Genomic DNA, 16,013 nt, shown 5'->3' on the forward strand with positions numbered 1-16,013 from the left:
GCATTAAGGTGGTGGATACATGTTTCCAAAAGCATCTTAGATGTGAAACTATAAACACGGAACAATGACATTAAATAGAAGCTGACGAAAAAGGTATATAATGACAAAAGAAATATGTTATGAATTATTTAACTCTTATATGAACTAAATAAAAAAGGCATTGCACAAGAGCAATGCTTTTTTATTATATATCCCGATCTAAATAAAGAGGTTATTTCACATTCTCTCTCCTATCCCCATACACCATCTCTTCTTTCATCCCAAATCCATCACCATTTTGCACAATTTGCTCTGTCGGTGCAACTATACTTTCAGCAATTTTCCATTCCCCACGCTCTTTTACGAATACTTGTAGAAAATAGTTCATGCCATCTAATTGATATGCATTTTCTTTTTTCACATTATAGTGAATCGCAATGTAGTACACTTGAATGTTTTCTTTCCCTATTTTTGATACGTATTGCGATAGTCTCGGTATATAAAGTGCTGCTTTCTGAAAAGATAGTTGCTTCGCTTTAACAAGCGATGAACTTGTTACATTACGTAATGTGTCCCGATTACGAATATTATCGCTATGGTGGAATAATACTGCGTTTTGCATAGAACGAACCCATAATTTCGAATATAAGACTGTATTATCGTTTTCGATGTACTTCACTTCTTTTCGCACCACTTGGATAGGCGTATCTGCGTACGTGAATGTTTGAAAACAGAAAAAACTACCAAATAAAATGGTAAGTGCAGCAATATATTTCATAATCTTTCCTCCGATCTTTTAATTAAAGTATCGGAGTTTCAAAATATTTTTATTCAAAAGAAAAAGGATAGGAGTGCTTTCGCTTCCTATCCTCATTTATTATAATACGCGGCCAAATAGTTCTAAGACCATTTCTATTTCTTGGTCGCTCCAACCTTTAAATCTCTCTTTATAATATTCTTTACGCACAGCTTCAAGTTTTTCAGTTACTTCTCTTCCGTGCTCTGTAATTTCTAAGTACACGATTCGACGATCTGAATTAGAACGTTTTCTTTCTACTAATCCTTTTCGTACGAGACGATCTGTAACAGCTGTAATATGACTGGAGGTTACGTTTACTTCACTCGCAATTTGCGAAGCCATCTGTGGACTGTTTAAAAATAACGCACGTAATACAGAAAATTCATTATATGGCATATGTTCTGCAAAACGTGTATTAATATCATTTTGTAATAAACGTATCATTTTTCGAAATGATGCAGATAAATCTAAAATCAGCGTTTCTCTTTTTTCGTTCAATAGCCTCGTCCCTTTTTTATCATATTTACACATATTATAATCTATAAATACCTATGTTGTATATGCTTTCTTTCCTCAACATTCTCATTTATGTAACTTTTTTCATATAAATTTCTTTTTTGTTCACACATATACATATAAAAAGGATGGTGATGGAAAATGCAGGGTGGAATGAATCCTTATTTACACAACGTACGCACTGCTAATACTGGTAAAGAAGCTACTATTACTGTACAAGGAGAAGGTGTTGTAAAAGCAAAACCGAATGTTGTTATATTAACACTCGGCATTCGAACAGATGATAAAAATGTAAAACAGGCTCAAGAAGAAAATGCAGTGCAATCCAAACAATTGCTGGATGCACTTAAACAGCTTGGTATTGCCGATAAAGATATAGAGACGATTTCTTATACAATTACTCCTCAATACGAATATGTAAATGATAAAGCATTGCTACAAGGATACCGTGTAGAGCATTTGTATGAAATTACCGTTTTAAATGTACAAAAAGCTGGGGAAGTATATGATATAGCCGTTTCAAATGGCGCAAATGTAGCAAAAGGGTTACGTTTCCGAGTATCTCATCCAAATAAATATTATGAGCAAGCTCTCATTCAAGCTCTGCACCAGGCAGTAGAAAAAGCTCGTGCTATTGCGAGTACATATAATTTAAATATTAATCCTGTTCCCCTCTCATTCGTTGAAGAATCTGCCCAATTACCAAGGGAGGTTACGTCTTATGCTACTTTACATGTGCAAGCAGCTCCACCTATTCAATCGGGAGAATTAGAAATTATTTCAACAATACGGGCAATTTTTACGTATTTATAAATAATTTCATTTATAAGTAAACGTTATCATTTTCCTTGTTGTAAAAACATGATGTTCTGATATAATAAAGGACGGTGAGCTCTTACGAAAGAGATATCACGGGTGGGAGAGGGATATGAAAAAGAAGGTTTAACATGAAAGGAATACTTGAAAGAACATTTAAATTAGGTTTACACGAAACATCACCAAAACAAGAAGTTTTAGCTGGAGTTACGTCATTTTTCACGATCGTATATATTATGATTGTAAATGCGTCAATTTTATCCGATGCTGGCATTCCTCTTGAAGCTGGAATTTTAGCAACTGTTTTCAGTTCATTTGTCGGATGTCTACTCATGGCATTTTGGGCAAATGCACCTGCTATTCTTGTCCCTGGTATGGGTGTAAATGCATTCTTCACGTACACAGCTGTGCATACGCTTGGACTAACTTGGCAAGAAGCATTGGCTGCTGTCTTTATCTCTGGTATTATTTTTGCAATTGCCGCTTTTACACCAATCGCTCGCGTGCTATCAGTATCAATTCCAAAGTCATTAAAGGAAGCGATTACTGTCGGCATCGGATTATTTTTAGCGTTTATCGGATTGCAAAAAGGTGGTTTAGTCGTTTCGAACCCAAATACTGCTGTTGCAATGGGTAAATTAAGTAACCCTGTCGTTCTTGCGACCGTGCTTACTCTTATCGTTGCACTTGTACTATTTATTCGTAACGTACGTGGAAACTTTTTATGGACGATTGCAATAGGAACTGGTATTGCATGGCTATTTGGCCTTGTTGATACAAGTCAAATCGGAAATAGTTCATTCTCATTCGCTAATTACGGCGATGTCTTTGGAGCTATGTCATTTGGCAAACTTTCTTCCTTACCGTTTTGGATTGCAACATTCTCCTTAAGCATGGTGCTTATTTTTGAGAACATGGGACTTCTGCACGGTTTATTAGAAGATGACCGTAAATTCCCACGTGCTTACCAAGCCAATGCAATTTCAGCAATGACATGTGGTCTATTTGGCACAAGCCCTACCGTATCAACAGTAGAGAGTGCCGCAGGTATTACTGCAGGCGGAAAGACAGGTCTGACGTCTATCGTTACGGGGTTGTTATTCTTTGCATCATTGTTTGCACTTCCGTTTGTCAAACTAATTCCTGATAGTGCCATTGCACCAATCTTAATTATTATTGGCGGCCTGATGATTACAAGCATTCAGCAAATTCCTCTGAACGATTTTTCAGAAGGATTTCCAGCGTTCTTAATTATCGTCATGATCCCGCTCACATATAGTATCGCTGATGGCATTGCGTTCGGATTTATTGCTTACCCTATCTTAAAAGTTGCTCTTGGAAAGCGTAAAGAAGTCGCACCATCTATGTATATCATTACATGCTTATTCTTAGCTATGTTTGTATTACATGCTATTGGTTAAGAAAAAACACCGGGGAAATCCTCGGTGTTTTTTACTTAAACCATCCTTTTTTATAAAACCAGGCCATCATTCCGCCGCCAATTAATGCCATTAGAAGAAGACAAATAAAATAACTATATTGTCCACCAAGCTCTGGCATATGCGTAAAGTTCATTCCATATACTCCCGCAATAAATGTTAATGGCATGAAAATAGTCGAGAATACAGTTAATGTTTTCATAATGTTATTCATATGATGTGAGTTTAATGAAAAATAACTATCCCGAATATCCGCCGTTAACTCTCGACTTGCCTCAATCATTTCCGTAAGTTTAAGTAAATGATCATGTATATCTTTAAAATAAATCTCATGATCACTTATACCGTAAAAACGAGTGGAATTCAAAATACGATACAATAAATCACGCATTGGAATAATTGTACGTCTTAACTTAGATAAATCTGCCCTAATATCAAATACTTCTTCTAGCACGGCTCCTGCTGTCTCACCTGTTAAATTATCATCAATCGCATTTAAATGGTCTTCAATGTAATATACAGGTGCGAAATAATCATCTACAATTTGATCAGTGATCGTATGTGCTACATGTAAAGGCCCTTTCTTAATCCGCCTCTTCTCACCAAGTGTTTTCCATACTCTTTCAATTGCATTATTATGAGAAAAATGGAAAGAAACAATATAGCGATCACTAACAAACAAATCAATTTCATGTGGTTCTAGCCCATCTTCTCCAAACGCGTGAAGAACTAAAAAGTTATATCCATCATAAAAATCAACTTTTGGCCTCTGTACATATTCTAGACAGTCTTCAATTGCAAGGGGATGGAACTTAAAATGGTCTTGCAAAATATATGTATACTCTTCTTTCGTTGGCTTATATAAATCTAGCCAATACCATACAATATGGTCTTTCTTTGTTTCTTCTAGAGAAACATCATATAATACTTCATCTGTTTTTGTTACTGCACAAATTCTAATCATAATTTCACCCATTATTATTATAAACAAAAAATAGTAAAAAAAGCCAAGGAGAAATCTCCTCAGCTTTTTTTTATTACTTCGTTACGATACCGTGTACTAAAGTTGGTGCATCTACGTGTTCTTTAGAGATCTTCATGTTCTCATAAATTTTCGCTTTTACATCTTCAACATTTTCGCGGTTTGCGTAAATTGTAACAAGGGATTCACCTTGCTTCACGCCATCGCCTACTTTTTTGCGCAGCATTAGACCAACTGCTAAATCAATTTCAGACTCTTTCGTTGCACGTCCTGCTCCTAAAAGCATTGCTGCTGTTCCGATTTCGTCTGCAACGATTTCTGATACATATCCGTCTTCTTTCGCTTCCACTTCAATTTTAAATTGTGCTTGTGGCAATTTAGAAGGGTCATCAACAACAGATGCGTCGCCGCCTTGCGCTGATAAGAACGTTTTAAATGATTCTAGCGCTTTTCCGTTGTTCATTACTTCAATTAGCTTTTCACGTGCATCTTCTAAAGATGAAGCTTGTCCAGCAAGGTACACCATTTGACTTCCAAGTGTTAAACATAGCTCTTCTAAATCTTTCGGCCCTTTACCTTGTAATGTATCAATTGCTTCTTGTACTTCTAATGCGTTACCGATAGCTTCACCGAGTGGTTGACTCATATCAGAAATAACTGCCATCGTATTACGACCAACGTTATTACCGATGCGTACCATTGCTTCTGCTAAACGTTTTGCATCTTCATCCGTTTTCATAAATGCACCTGCTCCAGTTTTTACATCAAGAACAATTGCATCTGCACCAGCAGCAATTTTTTTACTCATAATCGAACTTGCAATAAGCGGAATTGAGTTTACTGTTGCTGTTACATCACGAAGTGCATATAACTTTTTATCAGCAGGTGTTAAGTTACCACTTTGGCCGATAACAGCGATTTTGTTTTCATTTACAAGACGCATGAATTCATCGTTTTCAATTTCCACATGGAATCCTGGAACTGCTTCTAATTTATCAATTGTACCACCAGTATGTCCTAAACCGCGTCCAGACATTTTCGCTACTGGTACACCTAAAGCAGCTACTAATGGACCTAATACAAGTGTCGTTGTATCACCAACACCACCTGTCGAATGCTTATCTACTTTTACACCTTCAATAGCTGATAAGTCGATTGTATCACCGCTATTTACCATTGCCATCGTTAAATCAGCACGCTCTTGATCGTTCATATCTTGGAAGAAAATTGCCATTGCAAGTGAACTTACTTGATAATCAGGAATATCACCATTTGTATATCCTTCAACAATAAAGTTAATTTCTTCTGTCGTTAATGCATGTCCGTCACGTTTTTTTGCAATTAGGTCCACCATTCTCATTGTGAAGTCACCCCTTCATTTGTTTTACGATTGCTTTTACTAATGCTAAGAAGTTAGCTTTAACACGTTCTGTCGTTTCAATTACTTCATCGTGGTGAAGTGGCTGATCTAAAATACCAGCTGCCATATTTGAAATACAAGAAATACCTAATACTTTCATACCAGCATGACGCGCTACAATTACTTCAGGTACTGTTGACATACCAACTGCATCTCCGCCAAGTGTACGAAGCATACGAATTTCAGCAGGTGTTTCATATACAGGACCTGTCATTCCTACGTATACACCTTCTTGTACTTTAATATTTAAGTCTGCTGCAACTTGTTTCGCCATTTCGCGAAGTTCTACTGTATATGATGTAGACATATCAGGGAAACGTACGCCCATTTCAGAATCATTCGGTCCGATTAATGGATTCGTACCCATGAAGTTAATGTGGTCTGAAATTAACATAAGATCGCCTGGCTCAAATGATGTATTTACACCACCAGCTGCGTTTGTTACAACTACTGTTTCTACACCTAGTTCTTTCATAACACGAACTGGGAATGTTACTTTTTGCATGTCGTATCCTTCATAGAAGTGGAAACGTCCTTGCATTGCTACTACTGTTACACCTTGAAGTGTACCAAATACTAGTTGACCTGCATGGCCTTCTACAGTTGATACTGGGAATTCAGGGATTTCACTGTAAGGTACTGTTACTGCGTTCTCAATTTCGTCTGCTAATACACCTAGTCCTGATCCAAGGATTAGTCCTACTTGTGGTGTCTCTTGAAATTTCTCTTTTAAGTATGAAGCTGATTTTGTAATAAGTTCACGATTCATTTGTTTATCCCCCTATTTCTTTAGCTCGTTTAAGAAGCTTGTTCCGTATTCTGGCATTTTCACACCGAAGTTTTCTGCTACTGTTGCACCAATATCAGCAAATGTTTGACGAAGTGGTAACTCTTGTCCGCCTTCTTTCATGCTTGGGCTATATGCTAATAATGGTACATATTCACGTGTATGGTCAGTACCAGGGTGAATTGGATCATTACCGTGGTCTGCTGTAATTAATAATAGATCATCTTCTTTTAGTTTTGCGAATACTTCTGGAAGACGTGCATCATATTCTTGCAGAGCTTCTCCGTATCCTTGTGGATCACGGCGGTGGCCGAATAATGCATCAAAGTCAACTAAGTTTAAGAAGCTAAGACCTGTAAAGTCCATATTTAATGTATCTACAAGCTTATCCATTCCATCCATGTTAGACTTCGTACGAAGTGATTCAGTTACCCCTTCGCCATCATAAATATCAGAGATTTTACCGATAGCAATTACATCGTAGTCACTATCTTTTAATTCATTCATTACTGTACGACCGAATGGTTTTAATGCATAGTCATGACGGTTTGGTGTACGTGTAAAGTTTCCAGGTTCACCAACGAATGGACGAGCAATAACACGACCTACCATGTATTTCTCATCTAATGTTAATTCACGTGCAATTTTACAAATTTTATATAATTCATCAAGTGGCACTACTTCTTCGTGTGCTGCAATTTGCAATACGCTATCAGCAGAAGTATAAACGATTAAAGAGCCTGTTTCCATTTGCTCTTGACCAAGTTCATCAAGAATCTCAGTTCCAGAAGCTGGCTTATTACCGATAATTTTACGGCCTGTTTTTTCTTCTAATTCATCAAGTAATTCTTTCGGGAATCCTTCTGGGAACACTTGGAATGGTGTATCAATGTAAAGGCCCATGATTTCCCAGTGACCTGTCATTGTATCTTTACCAGTAGATTTCTCTTGCATTTTTGTGTAATATCCAAGTGGTTTCTCTACTTTAGAGATACCTTTCATTTCTCGAATGTTACCAAGACCTAATTTCACCATGTTAGGCATTTGTAACCCATTCATATGTTCAGCAATGTGACCAATTGTGTCAGATCCTAAATCACCAAATTGCTCAGCATCTGGTGCTTCACCGATTCCCACAGAGTCCATTACGACTAGGAATATACGTTTATATTTATTCATAACTGCGACCTCCTATAAGTTCAGTTCTACTTCTTGTAGTATGTTCAAAACGCTATAAAGTGAAACTGTTATCCAAAAGAATTCTCATTGTCAAACAGTACTTCTTTAAATCATTTTCTAACCTATTTCGTTTACTTGAAACGATTCAAAAACATTTCTAGTTTTTTCTAAGTCAGATGTCAGACATCTGATACTGATATCATAACATGTTTACGCTTTCTTTTTAATACATTTTCGTAGAATTTCTCATTTTCTTCACACTTCTATTGTAATCCATTCTGCAACGAAGTGCTAATTTTTTTATGATTTATTTCTTCATATTAAAAATAAAAAGTAGCTCTAAAGAGCTACTTTTTATTTTACTTCTATTGTTTCTTCTTCATGTTCATGCAATTCGCCTTTTCTTACATGTACTTTCACTTTGTAAGCACCGTTCTCTTTGAAAGTATGTTTCGTTTCATACTCTCCTTTATTCCCTTCTTTCGCTGGAATAAATTCGTGTTTTTCAACACCATCTTTCCAAATCTCTAGTTGTACTTCAGCACCAGTTAATGCTTCTTCTTTTTGCTTTAAATGAACTTTCATTGTAGATTCAGCATTTGCCTTTATGTCTCCAGCCATAAGATGGATCATTGTGTCACTTTTATGATCTCCATGTCCTGCACTGTGATCACTATTTTCTTTTTTCGCATCTTCTACTTTCGCATTTCCTACAGCAACTTTCACTTCTGGCATAACGTGCATTTCACGTGCATTTGTATGAGGAATAATATGATATACTCCATCAGTTTCAAATGTTTTCTCGACTGCATAAACACCTTTTCCTTTATGCTTACCATCTAACATCTCGTGTTTCTCGTCGCCATCTTTCCAAATTTCAAACTTTACGTCATCAGCATCCGTTACTCTTTCTTTTCCTTGTGTAACAAGTGCTTGTACTTCTGTTTTTTCACCTGGTTTAATTTCTTTCGGATTTGTTTGGACTGCTACTTTTATAGCTTCAAGTTTCTGTTCTTTTTTCGGTTCTTCTTTGTTTGTATTACAGCCAGCCAACGCTAGCATCGCGATAAATAAAGTTATAATCAGTTTTTTCATCATCATTTCCTCCTTTATACTCTATTTAGTATAGAGGAAATACATTGTAATATTCCAGTCTTCTGCTGAAAACAATATACGAAATGTTTGTGAAGTTTCTGTGAAACGCTCTTCCCCTCTTAATCTATGAAAAAAAGAGCATAGTAACTATGCTCTCGGATGAAACTGTTTATATACATCTTTTAATCTAGTTTTTGAAACGTGCGTATAGATTTGCGTCGTTGAAATATCTGCATGTCCAAGCATTTCTTGTACAGCACGTAAATCTGCTCCATTTTCTAATAAGTGCGTAGCAAACGAGTGACGCAACGTATGAGGTGTAAGCTCTTTTTCAATATTTGCTTCTTTCGCTAATCGTTTTAATATTTTCCAAAATCCTTGTCTTGATAATCGATTACCATGATGGTTTAAAAAGAGTGCATCTACTACTTTTTTCCCCATTAATTCTCTTCTTCCTTTTTCAATATACTTTTGAATCGCTTCCGTTGCTAAACTTCCTAGTGGAATAATTCTTTCTTTATTCCCTTTCCCTATGCAACGAACAAATCCCATCGTTAAATGTACATCTTCTAAATTGAGTGCAATCAATTCTGAAACACGAAGTCCTGTCGCATACAGTAACTCTAGCATCGCCTTATCACGAATCCCAAAAGCACTTGTCATTTTTGGTGTTTGAAGTAACGCCTCTACTTCATCAACTGATAATACTTTTGGTAATTTCCGTTCCCCTTGTGGCGTTTCAATATGTACGGATGGGTCGTGTTCTACTGCTCGTTCACGAAGTAAAAATTGGTGGAACGAACGAATTGATGCGATATGACGCGCCAATGTTTTCGAAGATTTTCCGTTTTCTTTTAAATACTGCAAAAAGTTAACAATGTGTAAACGGGTGACTTCATGAAAAGTTTTCGTCTGTTCCACATTTTGCAAATACTTTACGTAGCTTTTTAAATCCCGTTCATAAGATACTACTGTATTCTTTGCTAATCCTTTTTCGACAACCATATAATGAATAAAATCTTTTAATTGATCTTCCACTCTACACTACTCCCCATTTTCATAGAAAAACATCATTCTATTTACGAAAGCATCCTTTGCCGGTTCTTCATTCCCTGATACTTTTTCTACAGTCTCTTCTTTAGGTTTTTCATAACGATGATAGCTTTCATATTCTTCATTTATCCATAGTATAGCGAAATAAAACAAAATCGTACAACTTGTAAATAATAAAAATACTTTTATTCCATCAAAAGTTAATTTTAAAGCTCGGCGCATTGTAAATTCCTCCAAAATATAAGTTATTACAACATATGCCAAGCTTTCACCAATTTATACCTTATTCAAATAAAAAACCTCTTCCTAGATAAATAGGAAAAGGTTATTTTTCATCCGTTTCATTTTCTTGACAGTTTTTACAAATCCCATGGAATGTTAAACGATGATCTTTCACCTTAAAGCTCCAGTCTCGTTCTACTTTCCTTTCCACTTCACCAAGTAAATCTTCTTGTATTTCTTGTACAGCACCACATTGTGTACAAATCAAATGATGGTGGAAACGCTGCGCACCTTCTTGGCGTAAGTCATAGCGTGAAACACCGTCTCCGAAGTTAATCTTATCGACAACTTTTAACTCAGATAATAGTTCTAAAGTTCGATAGACGGTTGCTAATCCGATCTCTGGCGACTTTTCTTTTACAAGGAGGTAAACATCTTCTGCGCTTAAATGATCTTCTTCATTTTCTAGCAGCACACGAACTGTTGCTTCACGTTGCGGTGTTAATTTGTAGCTCGCTGCATGTAATTGCTTCTTAATTCGTTCAATTCTTTCTTCCATTCGGTACTACTCCCTCCTCGCCACTCTTACACCATTATATCAGAAGAAGGGCTTCTGTCAAAAGAAAAAACAATAAAAACAAATTGATAATTATTCTCAAAAAGTATTTATTTTTTATTAATAGCCTCAACGACTTCTTTCATTAAAACTGGTGATGCGTAAGCCTCCACACTAGAAGCAAGTGCTAACACCACTCCAATTACGAGAAAGAAGCATGTATAACGGATTAATAATGGTAATAGTGGCTCGGTTATTTTTCTAATAAATTGATGCCTAATCATCCGTAAAGAAAAACTTGCAGCAATGGTTGTCATAACGAGAAAGACTGGAATGATAATTAAATTTTGTGGCAAAACAGATACAAATGCTAATAATAGTCCATTCCATCCATGCTGACTTACTAAAAAACCAACTGTAAATCCAACGACAACTCCTTTTACAAATAATAAAATAAAAATAAGTGGTAATCCAATAATTGAAATTCCTAAAATCCAAATAAATCCGATGTATTTTAATTGCGAAAAGTAACTTTCTCGAAACATTTCGCCCGCAATGGCAAATTCTCCTTTAGAGACTTGTCCAAAAAAACGTTGTAAATAAAATGATAAATCTTGTTTTTGATTGATTTGTAAACTATTCACGAGAATGGCTCCGAATATTACTCCCATCAATAATAAAACAGCGTTAAATATATATAATGAAGAGTTTTCCTGTATGTGAGACATTACACGGTCTTGCCAATTTTTTCGCCACATTTTTCTTCCCTCCGTTCACACTCTTATTAAAAATGTATGAAAGAAAGAAAAAAGTATGACGAATTAACATTGAAATTCCGCTCTACTTTGCTAAACTAAAAAGTAGAGAATAGGAGGGATTTCTCTTGAAACCATTATTATTAGATTTTCCAACATTATTTCAAACTGAACGCTTGCAAGTTCGTAAACCATTTCCAGGTGATGGTGCAGAAGTATATGAAGCAATCCAAGCTTCTCTAGAAGACTTAGTACCGTGGATACCAATTAACGCTGAAACAGAAGAGAGTGCTGAAGAAATTGTTCGCGAAGCTCACGGACAGTTTTTACTTCGTGAAACACTTGATTTTCACTTATACGATAAAGTATCTGGTACATTCATCGGAGCAATTACACTAAAGCCTGAAAACTGGGATATTCCAAAGTTTTCACTTCACTTCTGGCTACATAGTGCCTATACAAAACAAGGCTATATGACCGAAGCTGTTAAAGGTGCAATTCAGTTCGCCTTTGATAAACTAGGCGCTAGAAGAATTGAAATTCGTACTGATGCAACAAATATAAATGCATGTAGCTTAGCAGAACGTCTAGAATTCATTCTAGAAGGGACAATGGAAAATGATTTCCTAGCACCAGATGGTAGCTTACGTGATGCACGTGTATATGCAAAAATCAATTAAAAAACACTCGCCTTTGGCGAGTGTTTATTTTTGTAGTTGTAAATATTGTACTGCAAACATCGTCTTCGCATCATGAATACGAAGATCTTTCATAAGAGTAATCGCTTCTTCTAACGATACTTCCATTAATTCCACAAACTCATCTTCATCTAACTCAGCTTTATTTTCTTTTCTTGTCAAACCTGTCGCTTTATATACATATAAAATTTCATCTGCGAATCCTGGAGATGTATAGAAAGAAGTAATGAGCTCCATATTTTCACATACATATCCTGTTTCCTCTTCTAATTCACGAACTGCTGTTACCTCAGGTTTTTCACCAGGTTCTAACTTGCCAGCCGGAATTTCTATAATCGCCTTTTCAAGTGCTTTACGATACTGCTCAACAAGCACAATTTTCCCCTCATCAGTAATAGCAATAATAGCAACTGCACCAGGGTGATTTACAATTTCACGTTTACTCATTGCTCCATTTGGTAATACTACATCATCAACACGAACTTTTATAACTCTACCATCAAAAATTGGCTCAGTTTTTACTGTTCTCTCTGCAAGATTACTCATACTACTTCATCTCCCTGTTCTATTTCCTATTCTTTCCTCATACATTTTACCACATTGAAAGGAGCGTGATAGAAATGAAAGTTTATATTTTACCAAATCGCGTCACTTTAGTCGGAAAAGCATGGCAAATTCGCCATAAGCTAAAGCAATATAGCAAAGAGTATACAACTGTACAAGAGTGGATTACAGCAAATAAAGTGAAACATTAATCATGCTTTTACGGGCAGTTAATGCGAAGCGGAAAGTAAACGTTTGTCAACCTCTTTTCCCTCTCGTACAATAAAGGTAAGGAGGTTGACCTATGAAAAAACGTCAATTAGGAAACTCAGATTTGTTTGTTACAGAAATGGGCCTTGGCTGTATGTCTCTCGGTACATCTGAAACAGAAGCTATGCATATTATCGATGAAGCTATCAATTTAGGAATTAATTTTTTTGATACAGCAGATTTATATGATTACGGATTAAATGAAGAATTTGTTGGAAAAGCCTTGAAGGGAAGAAGAGACCAAATTGTACTTACAACGAAGGTTGGAAATCGTTGGACAGAAGAAAAAAATGGCTGGTCTTGGGATCCTTCTAAAGCTTACATAAAGACTGAAGTAAAGGAAAGTTTACGTAGACTTCAAACTGATTATATTGACCTTTACCAACTTCATGGCGGAACAATTGAAGATCCAATAGATGAAACAATTGAAGCTTTTGAAGAATTGAAAAAGGAAGGTATTATTCGCCATTACGGTATTTCTTCTATACGCCCAAATGTCGTTCGTGAATATGCAAAACGCTCAAACATCGTTAGTGTACTAATGGAATATAACCTTTTAAATCGTCGTCCAGAAGAATGGTTCCCCCTTCTAAATGAACACGAAATTAGCGTCATTGCCCGCGGGCCACTTGCAAAAGGAATTTTAACTGACAATAATGCAAGAAAGATAGAAAGAGTAAAGGAAAAGGATTATCTCTCTTATTCTTACGATGAATTACATGCAACTCTAGCAAGTGTAAAAGAAATGATTGGAGAACGCTCTTTAACAGGAACAGCTATTCAATATTGCTTACATAATAAGACTGTTGCAGCTGTTATACCTGGTGCAAGCTCTCTTCAACAATTACAGGAAAATATACGAGCTAGCCAACAGTTACCTTTAACAAAAGAAGAATATATACAACTTCAAAAGATTGTTAAATATGACACATATGCTTTGCATCGTTAAAAATATCGAATTACCGATAAAACAGAAGACTGCCTCCAGTATTAGGAGACAGTCTTTTTTATAACGTATCATATTTATCAGGATTCGTTCCTACATGTAAATCACGATTCAACGCGTTAATTTGACGTATCTCTTCTTCATTTAGTGCAAAATCAAAAATAGTAAAGTTTTCTTTAATGCGAGATGGTGTAACAGATTTAGGAATCGTCACAATCCCGCTTTGAATATCCCACCTTAATATAACTTGCGCAGGTGTTTTTTCATATTTAGTAGCAATAGCCTGAATAATCGGGTGCTGAAATACTTCTCCGCCTCTCATTAATGGACTCCATGCTTCCATTTGAATCTGCTCACCTTGACAGAAATTACGCAACTCAAATTGCGTCAACATCGGATGAAGTTCCACTTGGTTTACCATCGGCTTCACTTTGCAATTTGGTAATAATAGTTCTAAATGATGTTTATGAAAATTAGAAACACCAATCGCACGCACTTTACCTTCTTCATACAATTTCTCTAAAGCTCGGTACGTATCAACATACTTCCCTCTTACCGGCCAATGTATTAAATATAAATCTACATAGTCCATTTGTAATTTTTTCAAACTCTTTTCAAACGCCTCGAGTGTCTCCTCATATCCTTGATCGTCGTTCCATACTTTTGTTGTAATAAATATATCTTCTCTTGGAATTCCTGATTCACGTATCGCCTCTCCGACACCGCTTTCATTTTCATATACAGTTGCTGTATCAATCGAACGGTATCCAACTTCTAACGCTGTTTTTACTGCTTGCTTTACTTCGTCTCCTTCTTTCGCTTTATATACGCCTAGACCAATCATCGGCATTTTCACGCCATTATGAAGTGTAGTTGTTGGAATATGCACAGTCGTCTCCCTTTCATTGTTACATTTTTTATAAGCCACAATTTTATTTCAACAAGATTCATCCCAAAAGTCAAAACATACGTACAGTTTACATAACACTTTTATATAGCTAAAAAATAGCGTGAACTCATTCATTCACGTTATTTTTTCTCCATTCTTTCGCTTTTTCATCCACATTGCGCACAAACTCATTTTTTCCTTCCGTATATAACGCGCCATCATATGTATACTTTTCGGCTAATTCTTTCTTTAAGGTTGCATATGCCTCTGCTTCTTCACAATGAGCCATCATATAATCACGAAATGCTAAATGCCTTACTATCTCTGGATTTCCTTTTTCAAACACGTGTAAATGATACGAGCGTTTTTCTTCAGTTCCATGAATAAAATATCGGCGTCTTGAAATACCATTTTCCCCTTTTACGATGTAACCAAGCTCTATAAATCGTTCATTCCACCCATCTACTCTTTCGATATTTTCTACTTCCATGATCATATCAATAATAGGTTTAGCTGCCAGTCCGGGAACTGACGTACTTCCAATATGATGAATTTTTACCGTTTCTGGCATCGCTGATTTTAATCTTTTAGCCTCCATTTGAAATTTTTCACTCCAATGGTTTTCATGTGGAACAACGACAATTTTTCTCATTCTAACTCCCCTTTTCTTACAAGCTCGTCAAAAAATGACCAGTGGTATTTCACTGATCATTTTTTTATTATTTAAAGTCTTTCCAAGTAAGGTTACTTTCACTTAGCAGTTCTTCAAATGATTTATTCTTTTCACGTTCTTTTTGTTCTTGGCGCTTTCTTTCCAGTTCAGCTGCCTCTTTTTCCTCTTCCCTCACTTGCAACTCTTTCTTCTTACTCTTTAATTGTTGCATGAGTGAATCATTTAATTGATCGCCTAATGTAAGTGTTTCTTTCTTTGGTTGATTCACTTGTGATTGTCTTTGCATTTGTCTTTGTTTCTTTTTCTTCATGCTACTCACCTTTTACTTTTTTCTCCATTATAGTAGATACACAATGAAATCGACAATAAAAAAGGGTCTTTACTCTATTATTCACT

General features: G+C 36.0%; 20 protein-coding genes. 5 read left to right on the forward strand and 15 right to left on the reverse strand.

The window, feature by feature from the left end; translation table 11 throughout:
• Positions 1 to 211 precede the first annotated feature (211 nt).
• Together AC1Q51_RS07670 and AC1Q51_RS07675 are read right to left on the reverse strand one after the other, a co-directional pair.
• The gene (locus AC1Q51_RS07670; protein WP_097924721.1) at positions 212 to 757 is read right to left on the reverse strand and encodes a hypothetical protein; all 546 of its coding nucleotides are present in this window, start codon (positions 755 to 757) and stop codon (positions 212 to 214) included.
• A 99-nt stretch (positions 758 to 856) separates the two neighbouring features.
• Entirely contained in the window at positions 857 to 1,276 is a 420-nt protein-coding gene (locus AC1Q51_RS07675) for a MarR family winged helix-turn-helix transcriptional regulator (protein ID WP_001003307.1), read from the reverse strand.
• A gap of 159 nt (positions 1,277 to 1,435) precedes the next feature.
• Here AC1Q51_RS07675 and AC1Q51_RS07680 point away from each other — a divergent pair, with 159 nt between their 5' ends.
• A complete protein-coding gene (locus AC1Q51_RS07680) occupies positions 1,436 to 2,107 on the forward strand; it encodes an SIMPL domain-containing protein (RefSeq protein ID WP_098284571.1) in 672 nt (223 codons plus the stop codon).
• Positions 2,108 to 2,241: 134 nt separating this feature from the next.
• Positions 2,242 to 3,531: an NCS2 family permease gene (locus AC1Q51_RS07685; protein ID WP_000676248.1), complete on the forward strand. Its 1,290-nt coding sequence runs from the start codon at positions 2,242 to 2,244 to the stop codon at positions 3,529 to 3,531.
• A 31-nt stretch (positions 3,532 to 3,562) separates the two neighbouring features.
• On the opposite strand, the gene corA is transcribed toward AC1Q51_RS07685, so the two are convergent.
• From corA to spoIIM, 9 genes are all read right to left on the reverse strand, one after another.
• Positions 3,563 to 4,525, reverse strand: a complete 963-nt coding sequence (corA, locus tag AC1Q51_RS07690; protein ID WP_002026281.1) for a magnesium/cobalt transporter CorA — start codon at positions 4,523 to 4,525, stop codon at positions 3,563 to 3,565.
• A 61-nt stretch (positions 4,526 to 4,586) separates the two neighbouring features.
• Positions 4,587 to 5,891 (reverse strand): pyrimidine-nucleoside phosphorylase, encoded by a 1,305-nt coding sequence (locus AC1Q51_RS07695; RefSeq protein WP_069356161.1) that lies wholly within the window; start codon positions 5,889 to 5,891, stop codon positions 4,587 to 4,589.
• 7 nt (positions 5,892 to 5,898) lie between these two features.
• A complete protein-coding gene (locus tag AC1Q51_RS07700; protein WP_001078446.1) occupies positions 5,899 to 6,720 on the reverse strand; it encodes a purine-nucleoside phosphorylase in 822 nt (273 codons plus the stop codon).
• A 12-nt stretch (positions 6,721 to 6,732) separates the two neighbouring features.
• Entirely contained in the window at positions 6,733 to 7,917 is a 1,185-nt protein-coding gene (gene deoB, locus AC1Q51_RS07705; protein ID WP_001046079.1) for a phosphopentomutase, read from the reverse strand.
• Positions 7,918 to 8,271: 354 nt separating this feature from the next.
• Positions 8,272 to 9,015 carry a FixH family protein gene (locus AC1Q51_RS07710; RefSeq protein WP_142317853.1) on the reverse strand — a complete coding sequence of 248 codons (744 nt, stop codon included), beginning with the start codon at positions 9,013 to 9,015 and terminating at the stop codon, positions 8,272 to 8,274.
• A 144-nt stretch (positions 9,016 to 9,159) separates the two neighbouring features.
• Entirely contained in the window at positions 9,160 to 10,050 is an 891-nt protein-coding gene (xerD, locus tag AC1Q51_RS07715; protein WP_000390088.1) for a site-specific tyrosine recombinase XerD, read from the reverse strand.
• A gap of 6 nt (positions 10,051 to 10,056) precedes the next feature.
• Entirely contained in the window at positions 10,057 to 10,287 is a 231-nt protein-coding gene (locus AC1Q51_RS07720; RefSeq protein WP_001250432.1) for a YqzK family protein, read from the reverse strand.
• A gap of 103 nt (positions 10,288 to 10,390) precedes the next feature.
• On the reverse strand, positions 10,391 to 10,846 hold the full coding sequence (fur, locus tag AC1Q51_RS07725) for a ferric iron uptake transcriptional regulator (protein ID WP_000392657.1): 456 nt from the start codon (positions 10,844 to 10,846) through the stop codon (positions 10,391 to 10,393).
• A gap of 107 nt (positions 10,847 to 10,953) precedes the next feature.
• Complete coding sequence (gene spoIIM, locus AC1Q51_RS07730) at positions 10,954 to 11,571, reverse strand: stage II sporulation protein M (protein WP_013142149.1); 618 nt, start codon at positions 11,569 to 11,571, stop codon at positions 10,954 to 10,956.
• Positions 11,572 to 11,726: 155 nt separating this feature from the next.
• Between spoIIM and AC1Q51_RS07735 the strand changes: the two genes are divergently transcribed.
• Complete coding sequence (locus AC1Q51_RS07735; RefSeq protein WP_000803479.1) at positions 11,727 to 12,278, forward strand: GNAT family N-acetyltransferase; 552 nt, start codon at positions 11,727 to 11,729, stop codon at positions 12,276 to 12,278.
• A gap of 24 nt (positions 12,279 to 12,302) precedes the next feature.
• On the opposite strand, the gene AC1Q51_RS07740 is transcribed toward AC1Q51_RS07735, so the two are convergent.
• On the reverse strand, positions 12,303 to 12,842 hold the full coding sequence (locus AC1Q51_RS07740) for an NUDIX hydrolase (RefSeq protein ID WP_000067042.1): 540 nt from the start codon (positions 12,840 to 12,842) through the stop codon (positions 12,303 to 12,305).
• 74 nt (positions 12,843 to 12,916) lie between these two features.
• On the opposite strand from AC1Q51_RS07740, the gene mciZ reads away from it, so the two are divergent.
• Both mciZ and AC1Q51_RS07750 read left to right on the forward strand, forming a co-directional pair.
• Positions 12,917 to 13,051, forward strand: coding sequence for a Z-ring formation inhibitor MciZ (gene mciZ / locus AC1Q51_RS07745; protein ID WP_000870302.1), 135 nt, complete (start codon positions 12,917 to 12,919; stop codon positions 13,049 to 13,051).
• Between the two features lie 92 nt (positions 13,052 to 13,143).
• Positions 13,144 to 14,058: an aldo/keto reductase gene (locus AC1Q51_RS07750; RefSeq protein WP_098284569.1), complete on the forward strand. Its 915-nt coding sequence runs from the start codon at positions 13,144 to 13,146 to the stop codon at positions 14,056 to 14,058.
• Between the two features lie 58 nt (positions 14,059 to 14,116).
• Here AC1Q51_RS07750 and AC1Q51_RS07755 read toward each other — a convergent pair whose 3' ends face one another.
• The 3 genes from AC1Q51_RS07755 to AC1Q51_RS07765 form a co-directional block, all read right to left on the reverse strand.
• A complete protein-coding gene (locus AC1Q51_RS07755; RefSeq protein WP_098284568.1) occupies positions 14,117 to 14,944 on the reverse strand; it encodes an aldo/keto reductase in 828 nt (275 codons plus the stop codon).
• Between the two features lie 127 nt (positions 14,945 to 15,071).
• The gene (locus AC1Q51_RS07760; RefSeq protein ID WP_001227186.1) at positions 15,072 to 15,596 is read right to left on the reverse strand and encodes a GrpB family protein; all 525 of its coding nucleotides are present in this window, start codon (positions 15,594 to 15,596) and stop codon (positions 15,072 to 15,074) included.
• Between the two features lie 67 nt (positions 15,597 to 15,663).
• Positions 15,664 to 15,927: a YqkE family protein gene (locus AC1Q51_RS07765; RefSeq protein ID WP_000727561.1), complete on the reverse strand. Its 264-nt coding sequence runs from the start codon at positions 15,925 to 15,927 to the stop codon at positions 15,664 to 15,666.
• Positions 15,928 to 16,013: the final 86 nt, after the last annotated feature.

The organism is Bacillus sp. MT94, assembly GCF_058792475.1.

What these genes read in the sequence shown, in the direction of transcription:
- AC1Q51_RS07710 (WP_142317853.1), bottom strand. Translation starts at nt 9,015, where the DNA reads ATGATGAAAAAACTGATTATAACTTTATTTATCGCGATGCTAGCGTTG.
- deoB (WP_001046079.1), bottom strand. Translation starts at nt 7,917, where the DNA reads ATGAATAAATATAAACGTATATTCCTAGTCGTAATGGACTCTGTGGGA.
- AC1Q51_RS07695 (WP_069356161.1), bottom strand. Translation starts at nt 5,891, where the DNA reads ATGAGAATGGTGGACCTAATTGCAAAAAAACGTGACGGACATGCATTA.
- fur (WP_000392657.1), bottom strand. Translation starts at nt 10,846, where the DNA reads ATGGAAGAAAGAATTGAACGAATTAAGAAGCAATTACATGCAGCGAGC.
- AC1Q51_RS07740 (WP_000067042.1), bottom strand. Translation starts at nt 12,842, where the DNA reads ATGAGTAATCTTGCAGAGAGAACAGTAAAAACTGAGCCAATTTTTGAT.
- AC1Q51_RS07685 (WP_000676248.1), top strand. Translation starts at nt 2,242, where the DNA reads ATGAAAGGAATACTTGAAAGAACATTTAAATTAGGTTTACACGAAACA.
- AC1Q51_RS07680 (WP_098284571.1), top strand. Translation starts at nt 1,436, where the DNA reads ATGCAGGGTGGAATGAATCCTTATTTACACAACGTACGCACTGCTAAT.
- AC1Q51_RS07720 (WP_001250432.1), bottom strand. Translation starts at nt 10,287, where the DNA reads ATGCGCCGAGCTTTAAAATTAACTTTTGATGGAATAAAAGTATTTTTA.
- AC1Q51_RS07750 (WP_098284569.1), top strand. Translation starts at nt 13,144, where the DNA reads ATGAAAAAACGTCAATTAGGAAACTCAGATTTGTTTGTTACAGAAATG.
- mciZ (WP_000870302.1), top strand. Translation starts at nt 12,917, where the DNA reads ATGAAAGTTTATATTTTACCAAATCGCGTCACTTTAGTCGGAAAAGCA.
- spoIIM (WP_013142149.1), bottom strand. Translation starts at nt 11,571, where the DNA reads ATGTCTCACATACAGGAAAACTCTTCATTATATATATTTAACGCTGTT.
- AC1Q51_RS07670 (WP_097924721.1), bottom strand. Translation starts at nt 757, where the DNA reads ATGAAATATATTGCTGCACTTACCATTTTATTTGGTAGTTTTTTCTGT.
- AC1Q51_RS07765 (WP_000727561.1), bottom strand. Translation starts at nt 15,927, where the DNA reads ATGAAGAAAAAGAAACAAAGACAAATGCAAAGACAATCACAAGTGAAT.
- corA (WP_002026281.1), bottom strand. Translation starts at nt 4,525, where the DNA reads ATGGGTGAAATTATGATTAGAATTTGTGCAGTAACAAAAACAGATGAA.
- AC1Q51_RS07700 (WP_001078446.1), bottom strand. Translation starts at nt 6,720, where the DNA reads ATGAATCGTGAACTTATTACAAAATCAGCTTCATACTTAAAAGAGAAA.
- AC1Q51_RS07760 (WP_001227186.1), bottom strand. Translation starts at nt 15,596, where the DNA reads ATGAGAAAAATTGTCGTTGTTCCACATGAAAACCATTGGAGTGAAAAA.